17 protein-coding genes are annotated in these 17,453 nt (G+C 55.6%); 7 read left to right on the top strand and 10 right to left on the bottom strand.

Going from position 1 to position 17,453, the window contains the following annotated elements; translation table 11 throughout:
- Together nadA and pnuC are read left to right on the top strand one after the other, a co-directional pair.
- Window positions 1-509: quinolinate synthase NadA (nadA, locus tag PSSD_RS05360; protein WP_167347657.1), on the top strand; the 509-nt coding region annotated here is incomplete at its 5' end.
- Window positions 510-608: 99 nt separating this feature from the next.
- Window positions 609-1,331 (top strand): nicotinamide riboside transporter PnuC, encoded by a 723-nt coding sequence (gene pnuC, locus PSSD_RS05355; RefSeq protein WP_058969861.1) that lies wholly within the window; start codon window positions 609-611, stop codon window positions 1,329-1,331.
- On the opposite strand, the gene zitB is transcribed toward pnuC, so the two are convergent.
- The 4 genes from zitB to PSSD_RS05335 form a co-directional block, all read right to left on the bottom strand.
- Entirely contained in the window at window positions 1,325-2,293 is a 969-nt protein-coding gene (gene zitB, locus PSSD_RS05350; protein ID WP_058969860.1) for a CDF family zinc transporter ZitB, read from the bottom strand. The genes pnuC and zitB overlap by 7 nt on opposite strands.
- Window positions 2,262-5,348: an ATP-binding protein gene (locus PSSD_RS05345; protein WP_058969859.1), complete on the bottom strand. Its 3,087-nt coding sequence runs from the start codon at window positions 5,346-5,348 to the stop codon at window positions 2,262-2,264. Before PSSD_RS05345 ends, zitB begins: the two co-directional genes overlap by 32 nt.
- A complete protein-coding gene (locus tag PSSD_RS05340) occupies window positions 5,330-5,914 on the bottom strand; it encodes a response regulator transcription factor (RefSeq protein WP_058969858.1) in 585 nt (194 codons plus the stop codon). Before PSSD_RS05340 ends, PSSD_RS05345 begins: the two co-directional genes overlap by 19 nt.
- A 102-nt stretch (window positions 5,915-6,016) precedes the next feature.
- Complete coding sequence (locus PSSD_RS05335; protein WP_058969857.1) at window positions 6,017-6,376, bottom strand: YbgS-like family protein; 360 nt, start codon at window positions 6,374-6,376, stop codon at window positions 6,017-6,019.
- A gap of 295 nt (window positions 6,377-6,671) precedes the next feature.
- Between PSSD_RS05335 and aroG the strand changes: the two genes are divergently transcribed.
- Window positions 6,672-7,724, top strand: a complete 1,053-nt coding sequence (aroG, locus tag PSSD_RS05330) for a 3-deoxy-7-phosphoheptulonate synthase AroG (protein ID WP_058969856.1) — start codon at window positions 6,672-6,674, stop codon at window positions 7,722-7,724.
- 61 nt (window positions 7,725-7,785) lie between these two features.
- On the opposite strand, the gene gpmA is transcribed toward aroG, so the two are convergent.
- The 6 genes from gpmA to modE form a co-directional block, all read right to left on the bottom strand.
- Complete coding sequence (gpmA, locus tag PSSD_RS05325; RefSeq protein WP_039336643.1) at window positions 7,786-8,538, bottom strand: 2,3-diphosphoglycerate-dependent phosphoglycerate mutase; 753 nt, start codon at window positions 8,536-8,538, stop codon at window positions 7,786-7,788.
- Between the two features lie 151 nt (window positions 8,539-8,689).
- Window positions 8,690-9,724, bottom strand: a complete 1,035-nt coding sequence (gene galM / locus PSSD_RS05320; RefSeq protein WP_058969855.1) for a galactose-1-epimerase — start codon at window positions 9,722-9,724, stop codon at window positions 8,690-8,692.
- Window positions 9,718-10,866: a galactokinase gene (gene galK / locus PSSD_RS05315; RefSeq protein ID WP_058969854.1), complete on the bottom strand. Its 1,149-nt coding sequence runs from the start codon at window positions 10,864-10,866 to the stop codon at window positions 9,718-9,720. The genes galM and galK overlap by 7 nt, the downstream gene beginning before the upstream one ends.
- Window positions 10,867-11,910: a galactose-1-phosphate uridylyltransferase gene (gene galT, locus PSSD_RS05310; protein ID WP_058969853.1), complete on the bottom strand. Its 1,044-nt coding sequence runs from the start codon at window positions 11,908-11,910 to the stop codon at window positions 10,867-10,869.
- A gap of 269 nt (window positions 11,911-12,179) precedes the next feature.
- Window positions 12,180-13,652: a molybdate ABC transporter ATP-binding protein ModF gene (modF, locus tag PSSD_RS05305; RefSeq protein WP_039336636.1), complete on the bottom strand. Its 1,473-nt coding sequence runs from the start codon at window positions 13,650-13,652 to the stop codon at window positions 12,180-12,182.
- 76 nt (window positions 13,653-13,728) lie between these two features.
- Window positions 13,729-14,511, bottom strand: a complete 783-nt coding sequence (modE, locus tag PSSD_RS05300) for a molybdenum-dependent transcriptional regulator (RefSeq protein ID WP_058969852.1) — start codon at window positions 14,509-14,511, stop codon at window positions 13,729-13,731.
- Between the two features lie 117 nt (window positions 14,512-14,628).
- Here modE and PSSD_RS26430 point away from each other — a divergent pair, with 117 nt between their 5' ends.
- The 4 genes from PSSD_RS26430 (at window position 14,629) to modC (ending at window position 17,436) form a co-directional block, all read left to right on the top strand.
- Window positions 14,629-14,787: an AcrZ family multidrug efflux pump-associated protein gene (locus PSSD_RS26430; protein WP_072214949.1), complete on the top strand. Its 159-nt coding sequence runs from the start codon at window positions 14,629-14,631 to the stop codon at window positions 14,785-14,787.
- Between the two features lie 128 nt (window positions 14,788-14,915).
- Window positions 14,916-15,689: a molybdate ABC transporter substrate-binding protein gene (gene modA, locus PSSD_RS05295; RefSeq protein WP_058969851.1), complete on the top strand. Its 774-nt coding sequence runs from the start codon at window positions 14,916-14,918 to the stop codon at window positions 15,687-15,689.
- The gene (modB, locus tag PSSD_RS05290; protein ID WP_039336628.1) at window positions 15,686-16,378 is read left to right on the top strand and encodes a molybdate ABC transporter permease subunit; all 693 of its coding nucleotides are present in this window, start codon (window positions 15,686-15,688) and stop codon (window positions 16,376-16,378) included. Before modA ends, modB begins: the two co-directional genes overlap by 4 nt.
- Window positions 16,378-17,436, top strand: coding sequence for a molybdenum ABC transporter ATP-binding protein ModC (modC, locus tag PSSD_RS05285; RefSeq protein WP_058969850.1), 1,059 nt, complete (start codon window positions 16,378-16,380; stop codon window positions 17,434-17,436). The genes modB and modC overlap by 1 nt, the downstream gene beginning before the upstream one ends.
- The last annotated feature ends 17 nt before the right edge of the window (window positions 17,437-17,453 follow it).

The raw sequence follows: 17,453 nt of genomic DNA, 5'->3' as shown, positions 1-17,453 counted from the left end.
TCACCAAACAGACTCGCGCTGACGTGCTGTGCTGGCAGGGCGCCTGCATTGTGCATGATGAATTCAAAACCCAGGCCTTGCAGCGCATGAAGGCACTCTATCCTGAGGCGGCGGTGCTGGTTCATCCGGAATCTCCGCAGGCGATTGTGGATTTGGCCGATGCGGTGGGATCGACCAGCCAGTTGATCCAGGCAGCGAAAACCTTGCCGCACCAAAAAATGATTGTCGCGACCGATCGCGGCATCTTCTACAAAATGCAGCAGGCGGTGCCAGACAAAGAGTTGCTGGAAGCACCGACAGCGGGTGAGGGCGCCACCTGCCGGACCTGCGCGCACTGCCCGTGGATGGCGATGAACGGCCTGAAAGCCATTGCTGAAGGGCTGGAGCATGGCGGCAAAGAGCATGAAATTCATGTCGATGCGGCGCTGCGTGAAGCCGCGTTGATCCCGCTTAACCGCATGCTAGACTTTGCAGCACAACTTAAACTCAAGGTGAAAGGGAACGCCTAGGTGCATGTTGCTGACTGACTGTTGCAGGGGCGGGCATTGGGCCGCCCAGCCAGAATGATCGGCACTCCGCCATAGACGGCTTTCATACAGGTGCACTTCATGGACTTCTTCAGCACACAAAATATTTTGGTTCACATTCCGATAGGCGTCGGGGGCTACGACCTGTCGTGGATCGAAGCGGTAGGCACCCTCGCAGGGTTACTGTGTATCTGGCTCGCCAGCCAGGAAAAAATCATTAACTACCTGTTTGGACTGATCAACGTCACCCTGTTTGCGGTGATTTTTTTCCAGATCCAGCTGTATGCCAGTCTGCTGCTGCAACTGTTCTTCTTTGTCGCCAACGTCTACGGCTGGTATGCATGGAGCCGACAAACCGCGAACCATGAAATCGCGCTGAAAATCCGCTGGCTGTCGCTGCCAAAAGCGTTGGGGTGGGGCGTGGCCTGCGTGGTAGCCATCGCGTTGATGACGCTGTATATCGATCCGGTATTTGCGTTCCTGACGAAAACAGCGGTCGGGATCATGCAAAGCTTGGGTATGCAGGTAAAGATGCCGCAACTGCAGCCGGATGCGTTCCCGTTCTGGGACTCCTGCATGATGGTACTGTCGATTGTGGCGATGATTTTGATGACGCGAAAATACGTTGAGAACTGGCTGTTGTGGGTGGTGATCAATGTGATCAGCGTAATGATCTTTGCCCGTCAGGGTGTTTATGCGATGTCACTGGAGTACGCGATTCTGACGCTGATTGCGCTCAACGGCACGCGCCTGTGGATGCAGAGCGCGCGCGAACAAGGGTCGCGCGCACTCTCTAATCAGTGATGGTGATGGGCGTGACCATCCAGCGCAGCATGTTCATGGTGATCGTGCTGCGCTGAACTGTTGACCGCGCAGAGTTCGCAGTCCGGCCCGACGCAAGGCTGATACTCCATCTGCACGGTGGCGTGAGCAATCTGGTAGTGCTGATGCAGATACTTATGGATACTGCGCAGTAAGCCGTCATGATCGTAAGGTGGAATCACCTGCACATGCAGCGTCAGCACTGGCTTTTCTCCAACCTGCCAAACGTGCACATGATGCACATTGCGTACTTCCGCGATATTGCGCGTCAGCTCGCGTGCCAGTTTATCGGCATTGATGTTGCTCGGTGCGCCTTCCAGCAGTTCATGCAAACTTTCCCGCAGCAGTGACCACGCGCTGCGCACCACCAACAGTGACACCAGCAGCGACAGAATCGGGTCAATCGGTGTCCAGCCGGTCAGCATAATGATGACCGCAGCGACAATAGCACCCACTGAACCCAGCAGATCGCCCAGCACATGCAGAGCCGCCGCGCGCACGTTGAGGTTCTTCTCCTCACTGCCACGATGCAGCAGCCAGAACGAGAGCAGATTAGCCAGCAGACCGGCAATCGCAATGCCGAGCATCAACCCCCCTTCAATCGGCTGCGGTTGGTAGAAGCGGCGCAGCGCCTCCCAGACAATCAATACGGTGATGACAAGCAGGGCGATGGCGTTAACGAATGCCGCTAAAGTGGTGAGACGCAGCAAACCAAAGGTGTGGCGCGCATTGGGTTTACGCTGGGCAAATTGTACGGCGAGCAGCGCCATTAGCAGCGCAGCGGTATCGGTCAGCATATGCCCGGCGTCGGCCAGTAGCGCCAGCGAGCCTGAAATTACGCCGCCAATCACTTCGGCCACCATAAACAGGGCGGTGACGCCAAACGCGGCCGCCAGACGGGTGCGGTTGCCGTTATGCTCGCTGTGAGAATGAGTGTGTGCCATAACTTTCCAGTTGGTTAAGTAACCTGTTCGTTAATAATATCAGTAAATTGAGTGCATCCGCGCCCAGCTGTTGCTGTTTTGCCTGGTCGATAAGTTGCTGGCAGTGCCCGGCGATGTCATCCATGCCCAGCAGTAGCCAACTCCCCTTCATGCGGTGTGCGGCACGCTCCAGTGCGGGCCAGTCCTTGCTGGCGCTGGCGACCTGCAGTGCATCACGATCCTGCTGTAGTGTGCGTTGTAGCGTCTGGCAGATGCGCGGGATAAAGGCCTCATTGTGCTGCGCCAGAATCAGCAGGCTCTCGGGTAGCTGGCTCAGGGGATCCTGCACGGCGCGCGCCAGCAGCGGTGCCAGATGCTCCCGCTCAATCGGCTTCAGCAGCAGGGCTTCGTTATCCTGCAGCGTGATTTTCAGCAACTGCACATCGGCGGAGCAGAGTACTCGCAGCGCGGGACTGCCAAGTCGCTGATGGCGGCGGCGCAGAATGCGCAGCAGGGTTAAGCCATCCGGGCGCGGCATCATCTGGTCGATGAGCAGAACATCGAACGGTTGTTGTGCATCGGCTCGCAGCAGGCTACGGCCGTCCTCAAACAGTTCAGCTGTCACGCCAAAACTTGCCAGCTGCTGCTGTAGAACCAACAAATTGGTCGGATGATCATCAACAACCGCCACGCGCAGATGTGGATAGCGCGGCCAGATGGCATGATCTTCGACGGGGCCAGTATCACTTCGTTCCAGTGGCAGCAGGACGTTCACCGTAGTGCCTTGCTTGGGTTCGGAGGTCAGCGTCAGGCTTCCTCCCATGCGCTGCACAATCTCCCGGCAAATAAACAAGCCTAAACCGCTGCCCTGTACCGCATGGCTTTTGCCGGATGGGGCCTGATACCATGGTTCAAACAGCTGCGTCTGTTCGCTGAGCGGAATGCCGCTGCCACTGTCCGCCACGGTGAGATGAATTTGTTCATCCACTGCCAGCGACAGCCGTACTTCGCCATGGCGGGTGAACTTCAGCGCATTTGCCACCAGATTATTCACCACCTGTTGCAGGCGATCGCTATCCAACATCACCCAGGTGGGCAACGGCGTCAGGGCTTCGATGATCATCTCTGGGCCCGATTCACGCATTAATGGATGGTAAAACTGCTGCTGTTGTTGCAGCCAGAGTGCCAGATTGAGCGGGCGCGGGGCCAGACGGAAACTCTGATTCTCAATGCGGGCATGATCCTGCAAATCATTCAGCAGCGTCATCAGTGAGCGGGCACTGCTGTGCATCAGCGTCAATCGTTCGCTGGGATGCTGCTGCTGTTCAAGTTCCAGCAGACCGAGAATCGCCTGCATCGGGGTGCGCAATTCGTGGCTGGCGGTGGCAAGGAACTGGCTTTTGGCGGCATTGGCGCGTTCAGCCTGTTCGCGCTGGATACGTTCACGGCGCTGTTGCAGGTAACGGCGTAATAGCAGGATTAACAGCAGCAGGATGGTGAGCCCTGCCACGATCAAGATCATCAGCGGGACATTACGCATTGCCACACTGGTGCCCGGTTGCGGCGGCTGTGACCAACTGATGCGCATCTGATTTAGCGTATCCGGCGGGATCTGCTGCAGTGCATGATCCAACAGTGCTCGCAATTGCGGCTGTTCGCTGCTGACTTGCGGAGCCAGTGGCCAGGCAATATCGCTGGCGGCGAAGGCCAAATGCACGCGATTATCGCTGTGGCTGGCCATGCGCCAGCGCGCCGACAGCACGTTATCCACCAGCGCATCGATCTGGCCGCTATTGAGGGCTTGCCACAGCTGCGCACGATCGTCAAACAACTGTGGGGTGATATCAGCCGGCAGTAAACGCTGGGCTAAGTCAGCCCGTAAAACCCCAACGCGTCGATGCTGCAGTGACTGCCAACCCATCGGCTGCTGAGTATTGAGGGTATAAATCCCCCAGATGGCGCGCCATACCGGCAAGGTGTTGCTGCTGGCATCGTCTTCATATAGCGGTTGCATGAGATTCAGCATGACCTGATGTTGCTGTAGCAGCGCATTGGCCTGCTGCGGGTTGCTCACCCAGCGTGGCGTGAAGTGCAGCCCGGTGCTTTGACTCAAGGCGTTGAGCAAGTCGATGCCAAAACCGCGTGCATTGCCGTTACTATCACGGTAACTCCAGGGCGCATTGTCGGCTTCGGCGGCGTAAGAGATCTCCTGCTGCTGTGCCAGCCACTGTTTCTCGGCGGCAGTCAGCATTAACGTCTGCGTATCCTGATATCGCAGCAAGGGTGGGCTCCAGCGCTGCTGAACCCGGTTACTGAACTCGGCGGGGAGTAAACGCAGTTGCGTATTGAGCCACTGAATCAGCGCCGGATCGCGCGCGAATGCGCGTAAAGAGAGTTCACCCGCTCCGGGGTCGGCAGTGATTTGGTAAATCTGTCCCTGTTGTAGTTGGCTGAGCAGAAATCCGGCGCTGGCTTCGTCTGCCACCAGATAATCACTTTGTTGGTTGAGCAGGGCATATAACGCCTGTAAATCGCCCGGCAGGCTGTGCCAGCGGTGGCTGCGCACAAAGGCTTCAGGCAATTGCGCCAGCGTGGCCTCAGCAATGGTGAGCTGGGCGCTATCGCTGTTGAACATCACGGCCCGCTGGTTATCTCGATTACGATAAATACGCACCGGGCTGTTGTACCAGCTGTCGCTGGTTTGCAGGCCATCGGTGAGCGGATAGTGTGCGCTACTCAAGACAAAATCGACGTCGCCACGCGCCAGCGCGGCAAGTTGCTGAGCCCGGTCTGGGTAGGTTTGCAGGGTAAAGTGCGTGCCGGTGAGCTGGCTCAGGGCGCTGAGATAATCTGCATCAATACCCCAAATACGGTCGCCAATGCGCATCGCCCAGGGTGCGCTGTTTTGTGCCGGAACGGCAACGCGCAGGTTAGGTGCTGTCCAGGGTTCGGCATGCGGGGCAGGCATCATGGCGGGCAGCATCACACTGCTGGCGGGCTGTAAATCTGCGCGAGCGGCCAGGCTGAATAGCAGCACGCACAGCAGTATAACGCCTCTCACTGCTGCGCTTTCCACAGTTCGGCTAATTCCACCACGGACTGCACGCCGGTTTTCTCCAGAATGTTTTTCTTGTGGGTACTGACGGTTTTATTGCTGATATGCAGCTGTTCACCAATCTGTAGATTCGACAGGCCACGTACTAACAGTGCGACAATCTGCTGCTCTTTGTCGGTGAGCGGTAATTCAATGCGGTCGGGCAGTGGCGGGAAGGCTTGCTGGCCGCCAAGCACGGCGAGAATGGCACTTAACAACTGTGCCATGCTCTGGCTCTTTACCACATAACCCGCCGCACCCAATGATACGGCACTGAGCAGCGTATGGCGGCTCTGCTGCGCCGAATAGATTAATACCGGGCAACATTCATCACGCGCGCGCAGGCGGCGCAGTAGCTCCAGCCCATCACTGTTTGGCAAGCCGATATCGAGCACGATCAGATCGTAGGTATGTTGCTGCAAAAATTGGCGGGCCTGGATTTCATCTGCCGCCGCGTGCACCTTTAAAGGAATGGGGGCATTAACGCAGGCCGCTTCCAGTGCGACTTCAACCAGCGGATGGTCATCAATGAGCAGTAGCGAAGCCATAAAACAGTTCCTGTTTATTTGAGGGCTTCAGCATAGCGGAAAAGAGCAGAGGGAAAAATAAAGGGAGCGCCGTAGCGCTCCCTTTGTGTGATCGGCAAAGACTTACTGTGAAGTGCCATCCGTTTTATGCTTCACATGGCCGCCACCTTCTTTGGTGTCGACTTTCTTATTCATATCAGGGCATTTGCCGTCTTTACACATGGTGTTTTTATGAATCTGTTCAGCGGTCATATTGCCGCTGCTGGTGCCTGAGGTGGCGGCACTGTTGGTATTCATGCTGCCGTTGTTGATTTTGCTGTTATCAACGTTATTGGGTGGCAGATTCTGTTTCGCGCCACCCGCAGCGGCCCCGGCTTCAGCGGAGGCGTTAGCACTACCGTTGTTGTTGTCAGCGGCCATTGCTGCGCCACTGCCCAAAGTCATCGCTGCCGTCAAAAAGATCAATGCAAACTTATTCATCATTATGCTCCTTTAATCGATGGTTAGTTGCCATCAGGCACTCGCTGGTGCTGGTTGACGAAAATAACGTACCGTGACGGAATATAATTCCACCATTAACGCCTCGCTTAAAAATTTAATATTGCAAGACCGTCATTCCTTGGTGCTTACGTTTAAAAAGCTTAGTCGATGACCAGATAAATGCAAATTTAACAAATGCATTTCCGTGCGCGTGGAATTTACACCTGATGCCCGAAGGGATACATTTAACAGGTTGCGCCCGGCGAACGCGGGGCCAGAAATTTGAATGGAATTAAGCATGGATTACCAGAACGACGATTTACGCATCAGAGAGATCAAAGAGTTACTGCCTCCTGTTGCTTTGCTCGAAAAATTCCCCGCTACCGATAAAGCCGCTGAAACCGTTGCTCAGGCACGTCAGTCAATTCACCGCATTCTACACGGTCAAGATGATCGTCTGCTGGTGGTGATCGGTCCTTGTTCGATCCACGATACCGAAGCGGCCAAAGAGTATGCTCAACGCCTGCTGACACTGCGTGAAGAACTCAAGGGTGAGCTTGAAGTGGTAATGCGCGTTTATTTTGAAAAACCGCGTACTACTGTGGGTTGGAAAGGGCTGATTAACGATCCTTTCATGGATGGCAGCTTCCAAATCAACGACGGTCTGCGCCTGGCGCGTAAACTGCTGGTGGACATCAATGACACCGGCCTGCCAGCCGCGGGTGAGTTCCTTGATATGATCACCCCACAGTACATGGCTGATTTGATGAGCTGGGGCGCTATTGGTGCACGCACCACCGAATCACAGGTGCACCGTGAACTCTCTTCCGGTCTCTCTTGCCCGGTTGGGTTCAAAAATGGCACCGATGGCACCATTAAAGTGGCGATCGATGCGATTGGGGCAGCCAGTGCGCCGCACTGCTTCCTCTCCGTCACCAAATTTGGCCACTCGGCGATTGTCGAAACCAGCGGTAACGAAGATTGCCATATCATCCTGCGTGGCGGCAAAGAGCCGAACTACAGTGCAGAGCATGTGGCAGCGGTGAAAACCGGTCTGGAAAAAGCGGGCTTGCGTCCGCAGGTGATGATCGATTTCAGCCACGCTAACAGCAGCAAACAGTTCCAGCGTCAGATGGTGGTAGCTGAAGACGTGGCGCAGCAGATTGCTGGCGGTGAGCAGGCGATTACCGGCGTGATGATTGAGAGCCATCTGGTGGAAGGTAACCAGAGTCTCGAAAGCGGTAAACCGTTGGTCTACGGCCAGAGTGTCACTGATGCCTGTATTGGCTGGGAAGACACCGAGAAAGCGTTGCGTCAACTGGCGCAGGCGATCAAACAGCGCCGCGGTTAAACGCCTCGCGCGCATAAAAAAGGCCAGACTCGCGTCTGGCCTTTTTATTTTAAGCCGGTAATTACTTGGCTTTACCTTGGTTAGCAACGGCCGCCGCTTTCGCTGCGATCTCGTCTGCATCACCCAGGTAGTAACGCTTCAGCGGTTTGAAGTTCTCGTCAAACTCATACACCAACGGCACGCCAGTTGGGATGTTCAGTTCAAGAATCTCGTCTTCGCTCAGGTTATCGAGGTATTTAACCAGTGCGCGCAGTGAGTTACCGTGTGCAGCAATGATCACTTTCTCACCGCTTTTGATGCGCGGCAGAATGTTTTCATTCCAGTAAGGGATCACGCGTTCAATGGTCAGTGCCAGGCTTTCGGTGGTTGGCAGCTGCGCATCAGTCAGTGATGCGTAACGTGGATCGTGGCCAGGGAAACGCTCATCTGCACGGTCCAGTTCTGGTGGGGTGATGGCAAAGCCACGACGCCACTGCTTAACCTGGTCGTCGCCGTATTTGGCGGCGGTTTCGGCTTTATCCAGACCTTGCAGCGCACCGTAGTGACGCTCGTTCAGACGCCAGGTTTTCTCAACCGGCAGCCAAGCCTGATCCAGCTCATCCAGCACGTTCCACAGGGTGTGGATGGCACGTTTCAGCACGGAGGTGTAAGCGAAATCAAACACGAAACCTTCTTTCTTCAGCAGCTGACCGGCTGCTTTGGCTTCAGTGCGACCTTTGTCAGACAAATCGACGTCATACCATCCGGTGAAGCGGTTTTCCTGGTTCCACTGGCTTTCGCCGTGTCGCACCAGAACCAGCTTAGTTACGGCCATAGCTTAACTCCTTAATGCTTGATGTAGATAGTTATCGAAACCGGCTGCGGCCACCTGACGCTGTGGCTCACTAATAGCGCCATACCATAGCGGAAAACATCGCACTGCGTAAGTCTGTCGGTAACGCAGTGCGCGTTTTTCATCCGCTGGCTCAGTGTGCCGTGAAGCGATAACACGTCTCAGACTGCCAGCGGTCGCCGGGTTGCAGCCAGCAATCCGGCTGTGGCCACTCGGTATGGTTGGGCGAATCCGGTAAAAATTCACTCTCCAACGCGATGCCCTGGAAAGCAGTATAGCTGCCCTGTTCACGGGCGCGCGTTCCTTCCAGATAGTTGCCGGAATAGAACTGCAGCGCCGGTGCGGCGGTAAACACAGTCAATGACAGCTTGCCGTCTTCCGACCACAATTGGGCGGCGGGTTGGCTGCTGTCGCCTGCGGTATTCAGCAGGAAGGCATGGTCATAACCTTTTACTGCTTTTTGATCGTCATCGGCGAGGAAGTCATCCATCACACGCTTCGGTTGATTAAAATCGAAGCTGGTGCCCGCCACCGCTTTCAGTGGCGCGTTGGGAATACCTTCACTGTCGACCGGTAAGTAACGATCCGCGTGCAGTTGTAAGCGATGCTGGCGCGCATCGCCATGATGCGCATCAAGGTTAAAGTAAGCATGATTAGTGAGATTGACCGGGCAAGCCTTGTCCGTTTCCGCCTGATAGCGAATCGACAGGCTGTTATCCTCATCAAGACGATAAACCACGTCGGCAATCAGATTACCGGGAAAGCCTTGATCGCCATCGGGTGAGTCGAGGCGATAATGCACTTCGGTTTCGCTCTGGCTAACGATCTGCCAGCGTCGTTTGTCGAAGCCTTCTGGCCCGCCGTGCAGCTGATGTGAGCCCTGATTGGCGGCCAGCAGCAGATTGAGCGGCTTGAGTTCAGCCGACGCGATACGGTTCGCGTAGCGGCCGATAGTCGCGCCGAGATAGGCATCCTGATGCAGATAGTCCGATGGTGTCGCGCAGCCTAACAGTGCTTCGCGCACGCTGTGATCCTGCATGGGTACGCGTGCAGACAACCATGTCGCGCCCCAATCCATAAAGGTGGCAACCATGCCATTGCGATTACGCAACACGGTGATGCGCCACGGTTGCCCGTCTGGCGCATGGGAATTGACGTCAGTTACCATTGGCCCGCTCCTGCTGACGCTTTGCACACGTAGAAGGTCTCTTTAATGCCGGTCTGCGCTTCGTATTTCTCGGCCACTGCGGCTTTCACCTGATCAACCAGATTGGTTGGCATCAGCGCCACGATGCAGCCGCCAAAACCACCACCGGTCATGCGCACGCCACCACGCGGGCCAATTTCGGCTTTTACAATCTCAACCAACTGATCGATCGGCGGTACGGTGATTTCGAAATCATCACGCATCGAAGCATGGGATTCCGCCATCAGTTCGCCCATGCGTTTTAGATCGCCGCTGCTCAGGGCATCGGCCGCTTCCAGCGTACGGGCATTCTCGGTAATGACGTGGCGTACACGTTTCGCCACTAAAGCATCGAGTTGTGATTCAGAGGCCTGGAACTCGGCCAGCGTCACGTCACGCAGCGCGGGTTTGTTGAAGAAGCGCGCACCAGTTTCACACTGCTCACGGCGGGTGTTGTATTCACTGCCCACCAGGCTACGACGGAAGTTAGAATTGATAATCACCACAGCGACATCTTCAGGCATGGAGACCGCGCGCGTACCGAGGGTACGGCAATCCAGCAACATGGCGTGATCGGGCTGGCCGAGCGCGGAGATCAGCTGATCCATAATGCCGCAGTTGCAGCCCACGAACTGGTTCTCCGCTTCCTGGCCGTTGACCGCAATCGCCGCGCCGTCGAGTTTCAGCTGATACAGCTGCTGGAACACTGTGCCCACTGCCACTTCCAGCGATGCCGATGAACTGAGACCTGCACCCTGAGGGACGTTACCACTGATCACCAGATCGGCACCGCCGAAGCTGGCATCGCGCTTCTGCAAATGTTTCACCACACCACGCACATAATTGGCCCACATCGGTTCTTTCAGCGGCTCAATCGGCGCGTCCAGCGAGAAACTGTCTTGCTGATTATCGTAATCAACCGCGACGACGCGGACCTGACGATCGTCGCGTTTGGCGCAGGCAATCACGGTTTGATAGTCGATGGCACACGGCAGCACAAAGCCGTCGTTGTAGTCGGTGTGTTCACCAATCAGGTTCACACGACCTGGCGCCTGGATACTGTGCGTCGGCTGATAGCCAAAAGTGTCAGCGAAAACCTGTTGAGTGATGGATTTTAATGACATTTATTGCGCCTCGCGGAAATGGATATCGCTGACAGAACGCAGACGTTCTGCTGCCTGTTCCGCCGTTAAATCACGTTGGGTTTCGGCCAGCATTTCGTAGCCAACCATAAATTTGCGTACCGTGGCCGAACGTAACAGCGGCGGATAGAAGTGAGCATGCAACTGCCAGTGGTCGTTAGCTTCACCGTTAAACGGCGCGCCGTGCCAGCCCATGGAGTAGGGGAATGAGCACTGGAACAGGTTGTCATAACGACTGGTGAGCTGCTTCAGCGCCAGCGCCAGATCGCTGCGCTGGGCCGGCGTTAAATCGGTGATGCGTTTCACGTGGGCTTTTGGCAGCAGCAGGGTTTCAAACGGCCATGCCGCCCACCAAGGCACCACGGCCAGCCAGTGTTCGGTCTCCACCACCGTGCGGCTGCCGTCTTTCAGCTCGCGCGCGACGTAATCCACTAATAGCGGAGAACCTTTTTCATCAAAGTAGCGGCGCTGATTATCATCTTCTTTTTGCGCTTCGTTGGGCAGGAAACTGTTGGCCCAAATCTGACCGTGCGGATGGGGATTTGAGCAGCCCATCGCCGCGCCTTTGTTCTCAAACACTTGCACCCAAGGGTAGTGTTGACCGAGATCGGCGGTCTGTTCCTGCCAGGTGCGCACGATATCTTCCAGGCCACTCAACGGCAGCTCGGGCAGCGTTTTGCTGTGATCGGGCGAAAAGCAGATCACACGGCTGGTACCACGCGCACTTTCACAACGCATCAAGATGTCTTCGCTTTCCGGCGCGTCAGGCGTATCGGTCATCAGCGCGGCGAAGTCATTAGTGAAGACATAGGTGGTTTTGTAATCAGGATTTTTGTCACCGGTGATACGCGTGTTGCCTGCACACAGGAAACAGTCGGGATCGTGCGCGGGCAGTTGCTCCAGCGCAGGGGTTTCCTGCGCCCCTTGCCATGGGCGCTTAGCACGATGCGGTGAGACCAGCACCCATTGATCGATCAATGGGTTATAACGGCGATGCGGATGATCAACCGGGTTAAATTTTTCCATAACGAGTCCTGGTAAACGGCAAACGGATCAAAATCACTGCGATCAAAGTAGCACAAAGGCCCGCATGAAAGCGTGATCCAGTCTGGATAAATGGTATCGTTTACACAAGGTGACGATTCTCATTTTGTGGGGTTATAGCGCGTGTTTGCTGAAATACGAGGCGGGTTAATGGTAGCGGTTACATAAGGTGACATCAAAGGTGCGCATTAATGCGTACCCTACGAAAACCGCGCACGATTGACGTAGGGTTGCCATTTATGGCGACCAGGTTATCGCAAATCATCCTGCTGATAGCCGTACCCTTTATCCTGCTTCACAAAGCTCAGACGATGGGTAATGCACTGCGGCGCATCTTCCGCGTGATGCGAGACAAACAGCAACTGGGTACGGCCTTCGCCAATCAGCACGTCTACAAAACGACGCACCAGCTGGCGGTTAATCGGATCAAGGCCCTGCAGCGGTTCATCCAGAATCAGTAACGTTGGATGTTTCACCAGCGCACGCGCAATCAACACCAAACGCTGCTGGCCCCAGGAGAGACTGTGGAACGGCGCATCGGCCAGATGATTGTCCATGCCCAGCAGCGCCAACCATTGCCGCGCGAGGGCTTTCTGGCGATCGGAAACCGCCTGGTACAAACCGATCGAATCAAAGAACCCGGATAGCACCACTGTGCGCACATTGCAGCTCACACGATAGTCGAGATGCAGACTGCTGCTGACGTAACCGATGTGCTGCTTAATATCCCAGATGGTTTCACCACTGCCGCGACGAATGCCGAACAGCGTTAAATCATTGCTGTAGCCTTGAGGATGATCGCCGGTCACCAGGCTGAGCAGGGTGGATTTACCGGCACCGTTTGGGCCAACAATCTGCCAGTGCTCGCCTGGATTCACCTGCCAGCTCAGTCCATCAATCACCGCTACGTCGTTATAGGAGACCACGCCATTACGCAGGATCACGCGCGGCGCATCGTCGGCCAGATGCGGCAACTGATCGGGCTCATCGGGTTCTGGCAGCGCCATCCCTGCCAGCTTCTCACTGTGCGCCAACTGTGCCACCAGGGCTTCAGCCAGAATCGCCTTGCGTTCGCCAACGTGGGTCAGGGTGCACTCTGCCAGCACGCCAACCTGCTGGACGAAGTCGGGAATATCATCAAAGCGGTTGAGCACCAGCACCACAGAATAGCCATGCTGGTGCAAGTCGCTCAGCGTTTCTGCGAGGCTGGCGCGTGAGGCCACATCCAGTCCATCAAAGGGTTCATCAAGAATTAATAAATCCGGCTGCGCCATCAGCGCCTGACACAGCAATGTTTTGCGCGTCTCCCCGGTAGAGAGATATTTGAAACGGCGTTCGAGCAGATAAGTGATGCCAAACTGCTGCGCCAGCGCCTGACAACGCGCCTCGTCTTTCACTTCGTCCTGAATAATTTGCGCCGCGGTGCGACCGGTATCGTCTTCACCTTCACTCAGCAGATCGGTGTTGTTACGTTCCCATTCATCGCTGACCAGCTTTTGCAGTTGTTCCAGTGACAGTCGGGTACGGCGCTGGAAATCCTGGGTAACTTGCCCTTTACCCGGCGTCAGTTCGCCAGAGAGCGCCCGTGCCAGTGACGATTTTCCGCTGCCGTTGGCGCCAACAAAGGCCCAGCTTTCGCCGCTGTTCAGGGTGAGATCGTTAAGTGACAGTGCTCGCGTGTCGCTAAGGTGAAATATGCCTTGCGAAATTTGCAATGAAGCCATGATTCATTCCGTTTTATGCATCGTGTTACTCAGTTGTAGCGAGCAAGGCGGACGAAGTCAAATCATGGCCTGGATTTCAGAGCAGTGTGGCGATGATGGCATGTTCAGCGTTAAAACTGGCGGTCACCGGCTCGCCCGGCTGGAGATTCTGCTGCTGCACTTGTGCATTATTAAGGGTGGCACACAAGGTCTCACCGCTTGGCAGAGCCATTAATACCTCGCTCACCTGATCGCCGGGTTCGATAGCGCTGATGGTCACCTGCAGCTGATTATCACTCTTCACGGCATCGCGGCTCACCTGAATCCACGGTGCTTTAATCAGCACTAATACCTCTTTACCGCTATCGAGTTGCAAACGTTCAGCGCTGCGTTCGGTAATGGCGACCTGCAGTCGGGTCACGCCGTCGGCCAACTGGACGTCGATATGCTGCTGGACCTGCTGATGGTCGCGCGCCAACACGGTGCCAAAAAGTTGGTTACGGGCACTGGTCTGCAGCGAGAAACGGGCAATGGCCGCCAACAGACTATCGAGCGGTAAGCTGTCATTTTGCAGTGCATCAAAGGCTTTCTGCTGGATTTGCTCCATCAGCTGAAACAGCTGAATCAGGCGTTCGCCGTAACGGGTTAACTGCGCGCCACCGCCGCCTTTGCCTCCCGTGGCCCGGTCGACTAAAGTTTGATCAGCCATCTGGTTCATATCGTTGATGGCGTCCCAGGCGCTTTTGTAGCTGATGCCAGCCAGTTTTGCCCCCTGGCTGATGGAGCCCGTTTCCTGCACGCGTTTCAGCAGTTCGATGCGGCGCGGATCGGCAAACAGCTTTTGCTGAAGACGAATATTGAGAGAAAGTTCTGCCTGCATGTCAGCTCCTTGGGTTAGTCCGACAAGTTTAAGGCCAAAAGTAAAAGCACGAAAAGGGCAGTGCGTTTTTTTCCCTAACCGTTACAATCACTTTTTTATTTTCTGCGTGAGGTTTCCATGCTGGAACTGCTTAAAAGCCTGGCTGTGGCTGTCATCATGGTGCCAATTGTGATGGCCATTATGCTCGGTCTGATTTACGGCTTGGGTGAAGTTTTCAACGTCATCTCAAAATTTGGCCGCCGCGACGATCGTCCTGCCAACAGCCCACATCATTGATTTCTAAACGCCCGCTTTTCGCGGGCGTTTTGTCCTTAACTTCTGTCAAAAACCGCCGATATATATCTCATGACAGCATTTGTCCTCGCGTTGTATTATCAAATATATAACGTAACAAGGAGTAAACAATGCTGAAAATTAATTACCGCTGGACGGCTGCAACTGTTTTAAGTGTTTCCATGGCGAGCCACGCCGTGGCGGCAGAGAAGATCACTGTGTTTGCCGCGGCATCACTGACCAATGCGTTGCAGGAAATCGCCACGCAGTATCAGAAGAAAACCGGTGTCGAGGTGGTGTCTTCTTTTGCTTCTTCATCTACCTTAGCGCGTCAGATTGATCAGGGCGCCCCCGCCGATCTGTTCATCTCTGCTGACCAGCAGTGGATGGATGATGTGGTGGCGAAAAAGAGTGTAGTCGATAGCACGCGCTACACCTTGCTGGGCAACGATTTAGTGTTGGTGGCGCCGAAGAGTGACAGCGCGAAAGCCGTGACCATCAATGCGCAAACCGACTGGAAAAGCCTGTTAAAAGGTGAACGTCTGGCGGTGGGCGATCCGGATCATGTGCCAGCAGGGATTTACGCGAAAGAAGCGCTGCAAAAACTGGGCGCGTGGGAAACGTTATCGCCGCAGCTGGCTCCGGCCAACAACGTCCGTGCCGCGCTGGCCCTGGTGGAACGTAACGAATCGCCTTATGGCATTGTGTACGGTTCCGATGCCGTGGCCAGTGACAAAGTGCAGGTGGTCGGGCGCTTCCCTGAAGACAGCCACAAGCCAGTGGAATACCCAATGGCGATAGTGAAAGAACATCAGAACGCAACGGTTGAAGCCTTCTACAAGTACTTGCAGGGGCCGGATGCCGCTGCCGTGTTTAAACAGTATGGATTTACGCCGAAGAAATGATACTTAGCGATCCCGAATGGCAGGCGGTGTTTCTCAGCCTAAAAGTCTCTTGTGTTGCAGTACTGGTCAGCCTGCCGTTTGGCATCATGATGGCCTGGATTCTGGCGCGCTGCCGGTTTCCGGGCAAAACCCTGTTGGATAGCGTGATCCATTTACCGCTGGTGTTACCGCCCGTGGTGGTGGGGTATCTATTGTTGATTGCCCTTGGCCGCCGTGGATTCATTGGCGAATGGCTGTATGACTGGTTTGGCTTCACCTTTGCCTTTAGCTGGCGCGGTGCGGTGCTGGCTTCTGCGGTGATGGCTTTTCCGTTGATGGTACGCGCGATACGTCTGGCGCTGGAAGCGGTCGATACCAAACTGGAGCAAGCCGCACGCACGCTGGGTGCGGGACGCTGGCGTGTATTTTTCACCATTACCCTTCCGCTCACCTTGCCGGGCATCATTGTCGGTACGGTGTTGGCCTTTGCCCGTTCACTGGGTGAGTTCGGCGCAACCATTACTTTCGTCTCCAACATTCCTGGTGAGACGCGCACTATTCCGTCCGCGATGTTTACGCTGATTGAAACGCCCGGCGCGGAAGGCACTGCAGCACGGTTGTGTGCGGTGGCGATTGCACTGGCATTGCTCTCGCTGGTGGCTTCTGAGTTGCTGGCGCGCTGGGGCCGCAAGCGGTTAGGAGCGGCCTGATGCTGAATCTGAATATTTCCCAACAGCTGGGCGATCACCTGCTTGACGTCAATGTGCAGATCCCCGGCAGTGGCATTACCGCTATTTTTGGTGTGTCGGGAGCGGGCAAAACCTCACTGATCAATGCGATTGGTGGCTTGACACAACCGCAGAACGGACAAATTCAGCTCAACGACCGCCTGCTGTTTGATGCAGCGACGCGCGTGAATCTGCCGCCTGAAAAACGTCGCATCGGCTATGTCTTCCAGGATGCGCGTTTATTCCCGCACTATCGTGTGAAGGGCAACTTGCAATATGGCATGGCGGCGAACATGAAGGTGCAGTTTAACAGCCTGGTGACGTTACTTGGGCTGGAACCGCTGCTCAATCGCTTTCCGGCATCCCTGTCAGGCGGTGAAAAGCAGCGTGTGGCGATTGGCCGCGCATTGCTCACCGCGCCGGACATCTTGCTAATGGACGAACCGCTGGCCTCACTGGACTTGATCCGTAAGCGTGAACTGATGCCGTACCTGCAAAAGCTGGCGAAGCAGGTGGATATTCCGATCCTGTACGTTTCGCACAGCCTGGATGAGATCCTGCAACTGGCCGACAACGTACTGGTGCTGGACGGTGGCAAAGTGAAAGCCTTTGGCGCACTGGAGAAGGTGTGGAGTAGCGCGGCAATGCGCCCGTGGCTCCCAATTGCCGATCGCACCAGCGTACTGCGCGTGCAGGTGCTGGAGCAGCATCCCGATTACCCAATGACGGCTTTATCACTGGGCGACCAACACATTTGGGTCAGCCGGGTGAATCAGCCCGTAAAAACGGCACTGCGTATTCGTATCGCCTCGGCAGACGTGTCCCTGGCACTGCAGCCGCCGCAAAACACCTCAGTCCGCAACATCTTGCCTGCCCAGGTGGTCGAGTTGTTGGAGATTGATGATCAGGTCGAAGTGAAATTGCGCATTGGCATCAGTGAGCTGTGGGCGCGAATTTCGCCATGGGCAAGGGATGAGCTGGGTATTCGACCCGATCAGTGGCTGTATGCGCAGATTAAGAGTGTGTCGATTACAACATAGCGACACATTTGTAGGGT

This window comes from Type-D symbiont of Plautia stali (assembly GCF_001485335.1).
Lineage (GTDB): Bacteria > Pseudomonadota > Gammaproteobacteria > Enterobacterales > Enterobacteriaceae > Pantoea > Pantoea vagans_C.
Note: the sequence above shows the minus strand (reverse complement) of the source record. Positions and strands in the feature narration are given on the sequence as shown.

Coding starts and splice junctions, on each gene's coding strand:
- pnuC (WP_058969861.1), top strand. CDS start 609: ATGGACTTCTTCAGCACACAAAATATTTTGGTTCACATTCCGATAGGC.
- zitB (WP_058969860.1), bottom strand. CDS start 2,293: ATGGCACACACTCATTCTCACAGCGAGCATAACGGCAACCGCACCCGT.
- PSSD_RS05340 (WP_058969858.1), bottom strand. CDS start 5,914: ATGGCTTCGCTACTGCTCATTGATGACCATCCGCTGGTTGAAGTCGCA.
- PSSD_RS05335 (WP_058969857.1), bottom strand. CDS start 6,376: ATGATGAATAAGTTTGCATTGATCTTTTTGACGGCAGCGATGACTTTG.
- aroG (WP_058969856.1), top strand. CDS start 6,672: ATGGATTACCAGAACGACGATTTACGCATCAGAGAGATCAAAGAGTTA.
- gpmA (WP_039336643.1), bottom strand. CDS start 8,538: ATGGCCGTAACTAAGCTGGTTCTGGTGCGACACGGCGAAAGCCAGTGG.
- galM (WP_058969855.1), bottom strand. CDS start 9,724: ATGGTAACTGACGTCAATTCCCATGCGCCAGACGGGCAACCGTGGCGC.
- galK (WP_058969854.1), bottom strand. CDS start 10,866: ATGTCATTAAAATCCATCACTCAACAGGTTTTCGCTGACACTTTTGGC.
- galT (WP_058969853.1), bottom strand. CDS start 11,910: ATGGAAAAATTTAACCCGGTTGATCATCCGCATCGCCGTTATAACCCA.
- modF (WP_039336636.1), bottom strand. CDS start 13,652: ATGGCTTCATTGCAAATTTCGCAAGGCATATTTCACCTTAGCGACACG.
- modE (WP_058969852.1), bottom strand. CDS start 14,511: ATGCAGGCAGAACTTTCTCTCAATATTCGTCTTCAGCAAAAGCTGTTT.
- PSSD_RS26430 (WP_072214949.1), top strand. CDS start 14,629: ATGCTGGAACTGCTTAAAAGCCTGGCTGTGGCTGTCATCATGGTGCCA.
- modA (WP_058969851.1), top strand. CDS start 14,916: ATGCTGAAAATTAATTACCGCTGGACGGCTGCAACTGTTTTAAGTGTT.
- modB (WP_039336628.1), top strand. CDS start 15,686: ATGATACTTAGCGATCCCGAATGGCAGGCGGTGTTTCTCAGCCTAAAA.
- modC (WP_058969850.1), top strand. CDS start 16,378: ATGCTGAATCTGAATATTTCCCAACAGCTGGGCGATCACCTGCTTGAC.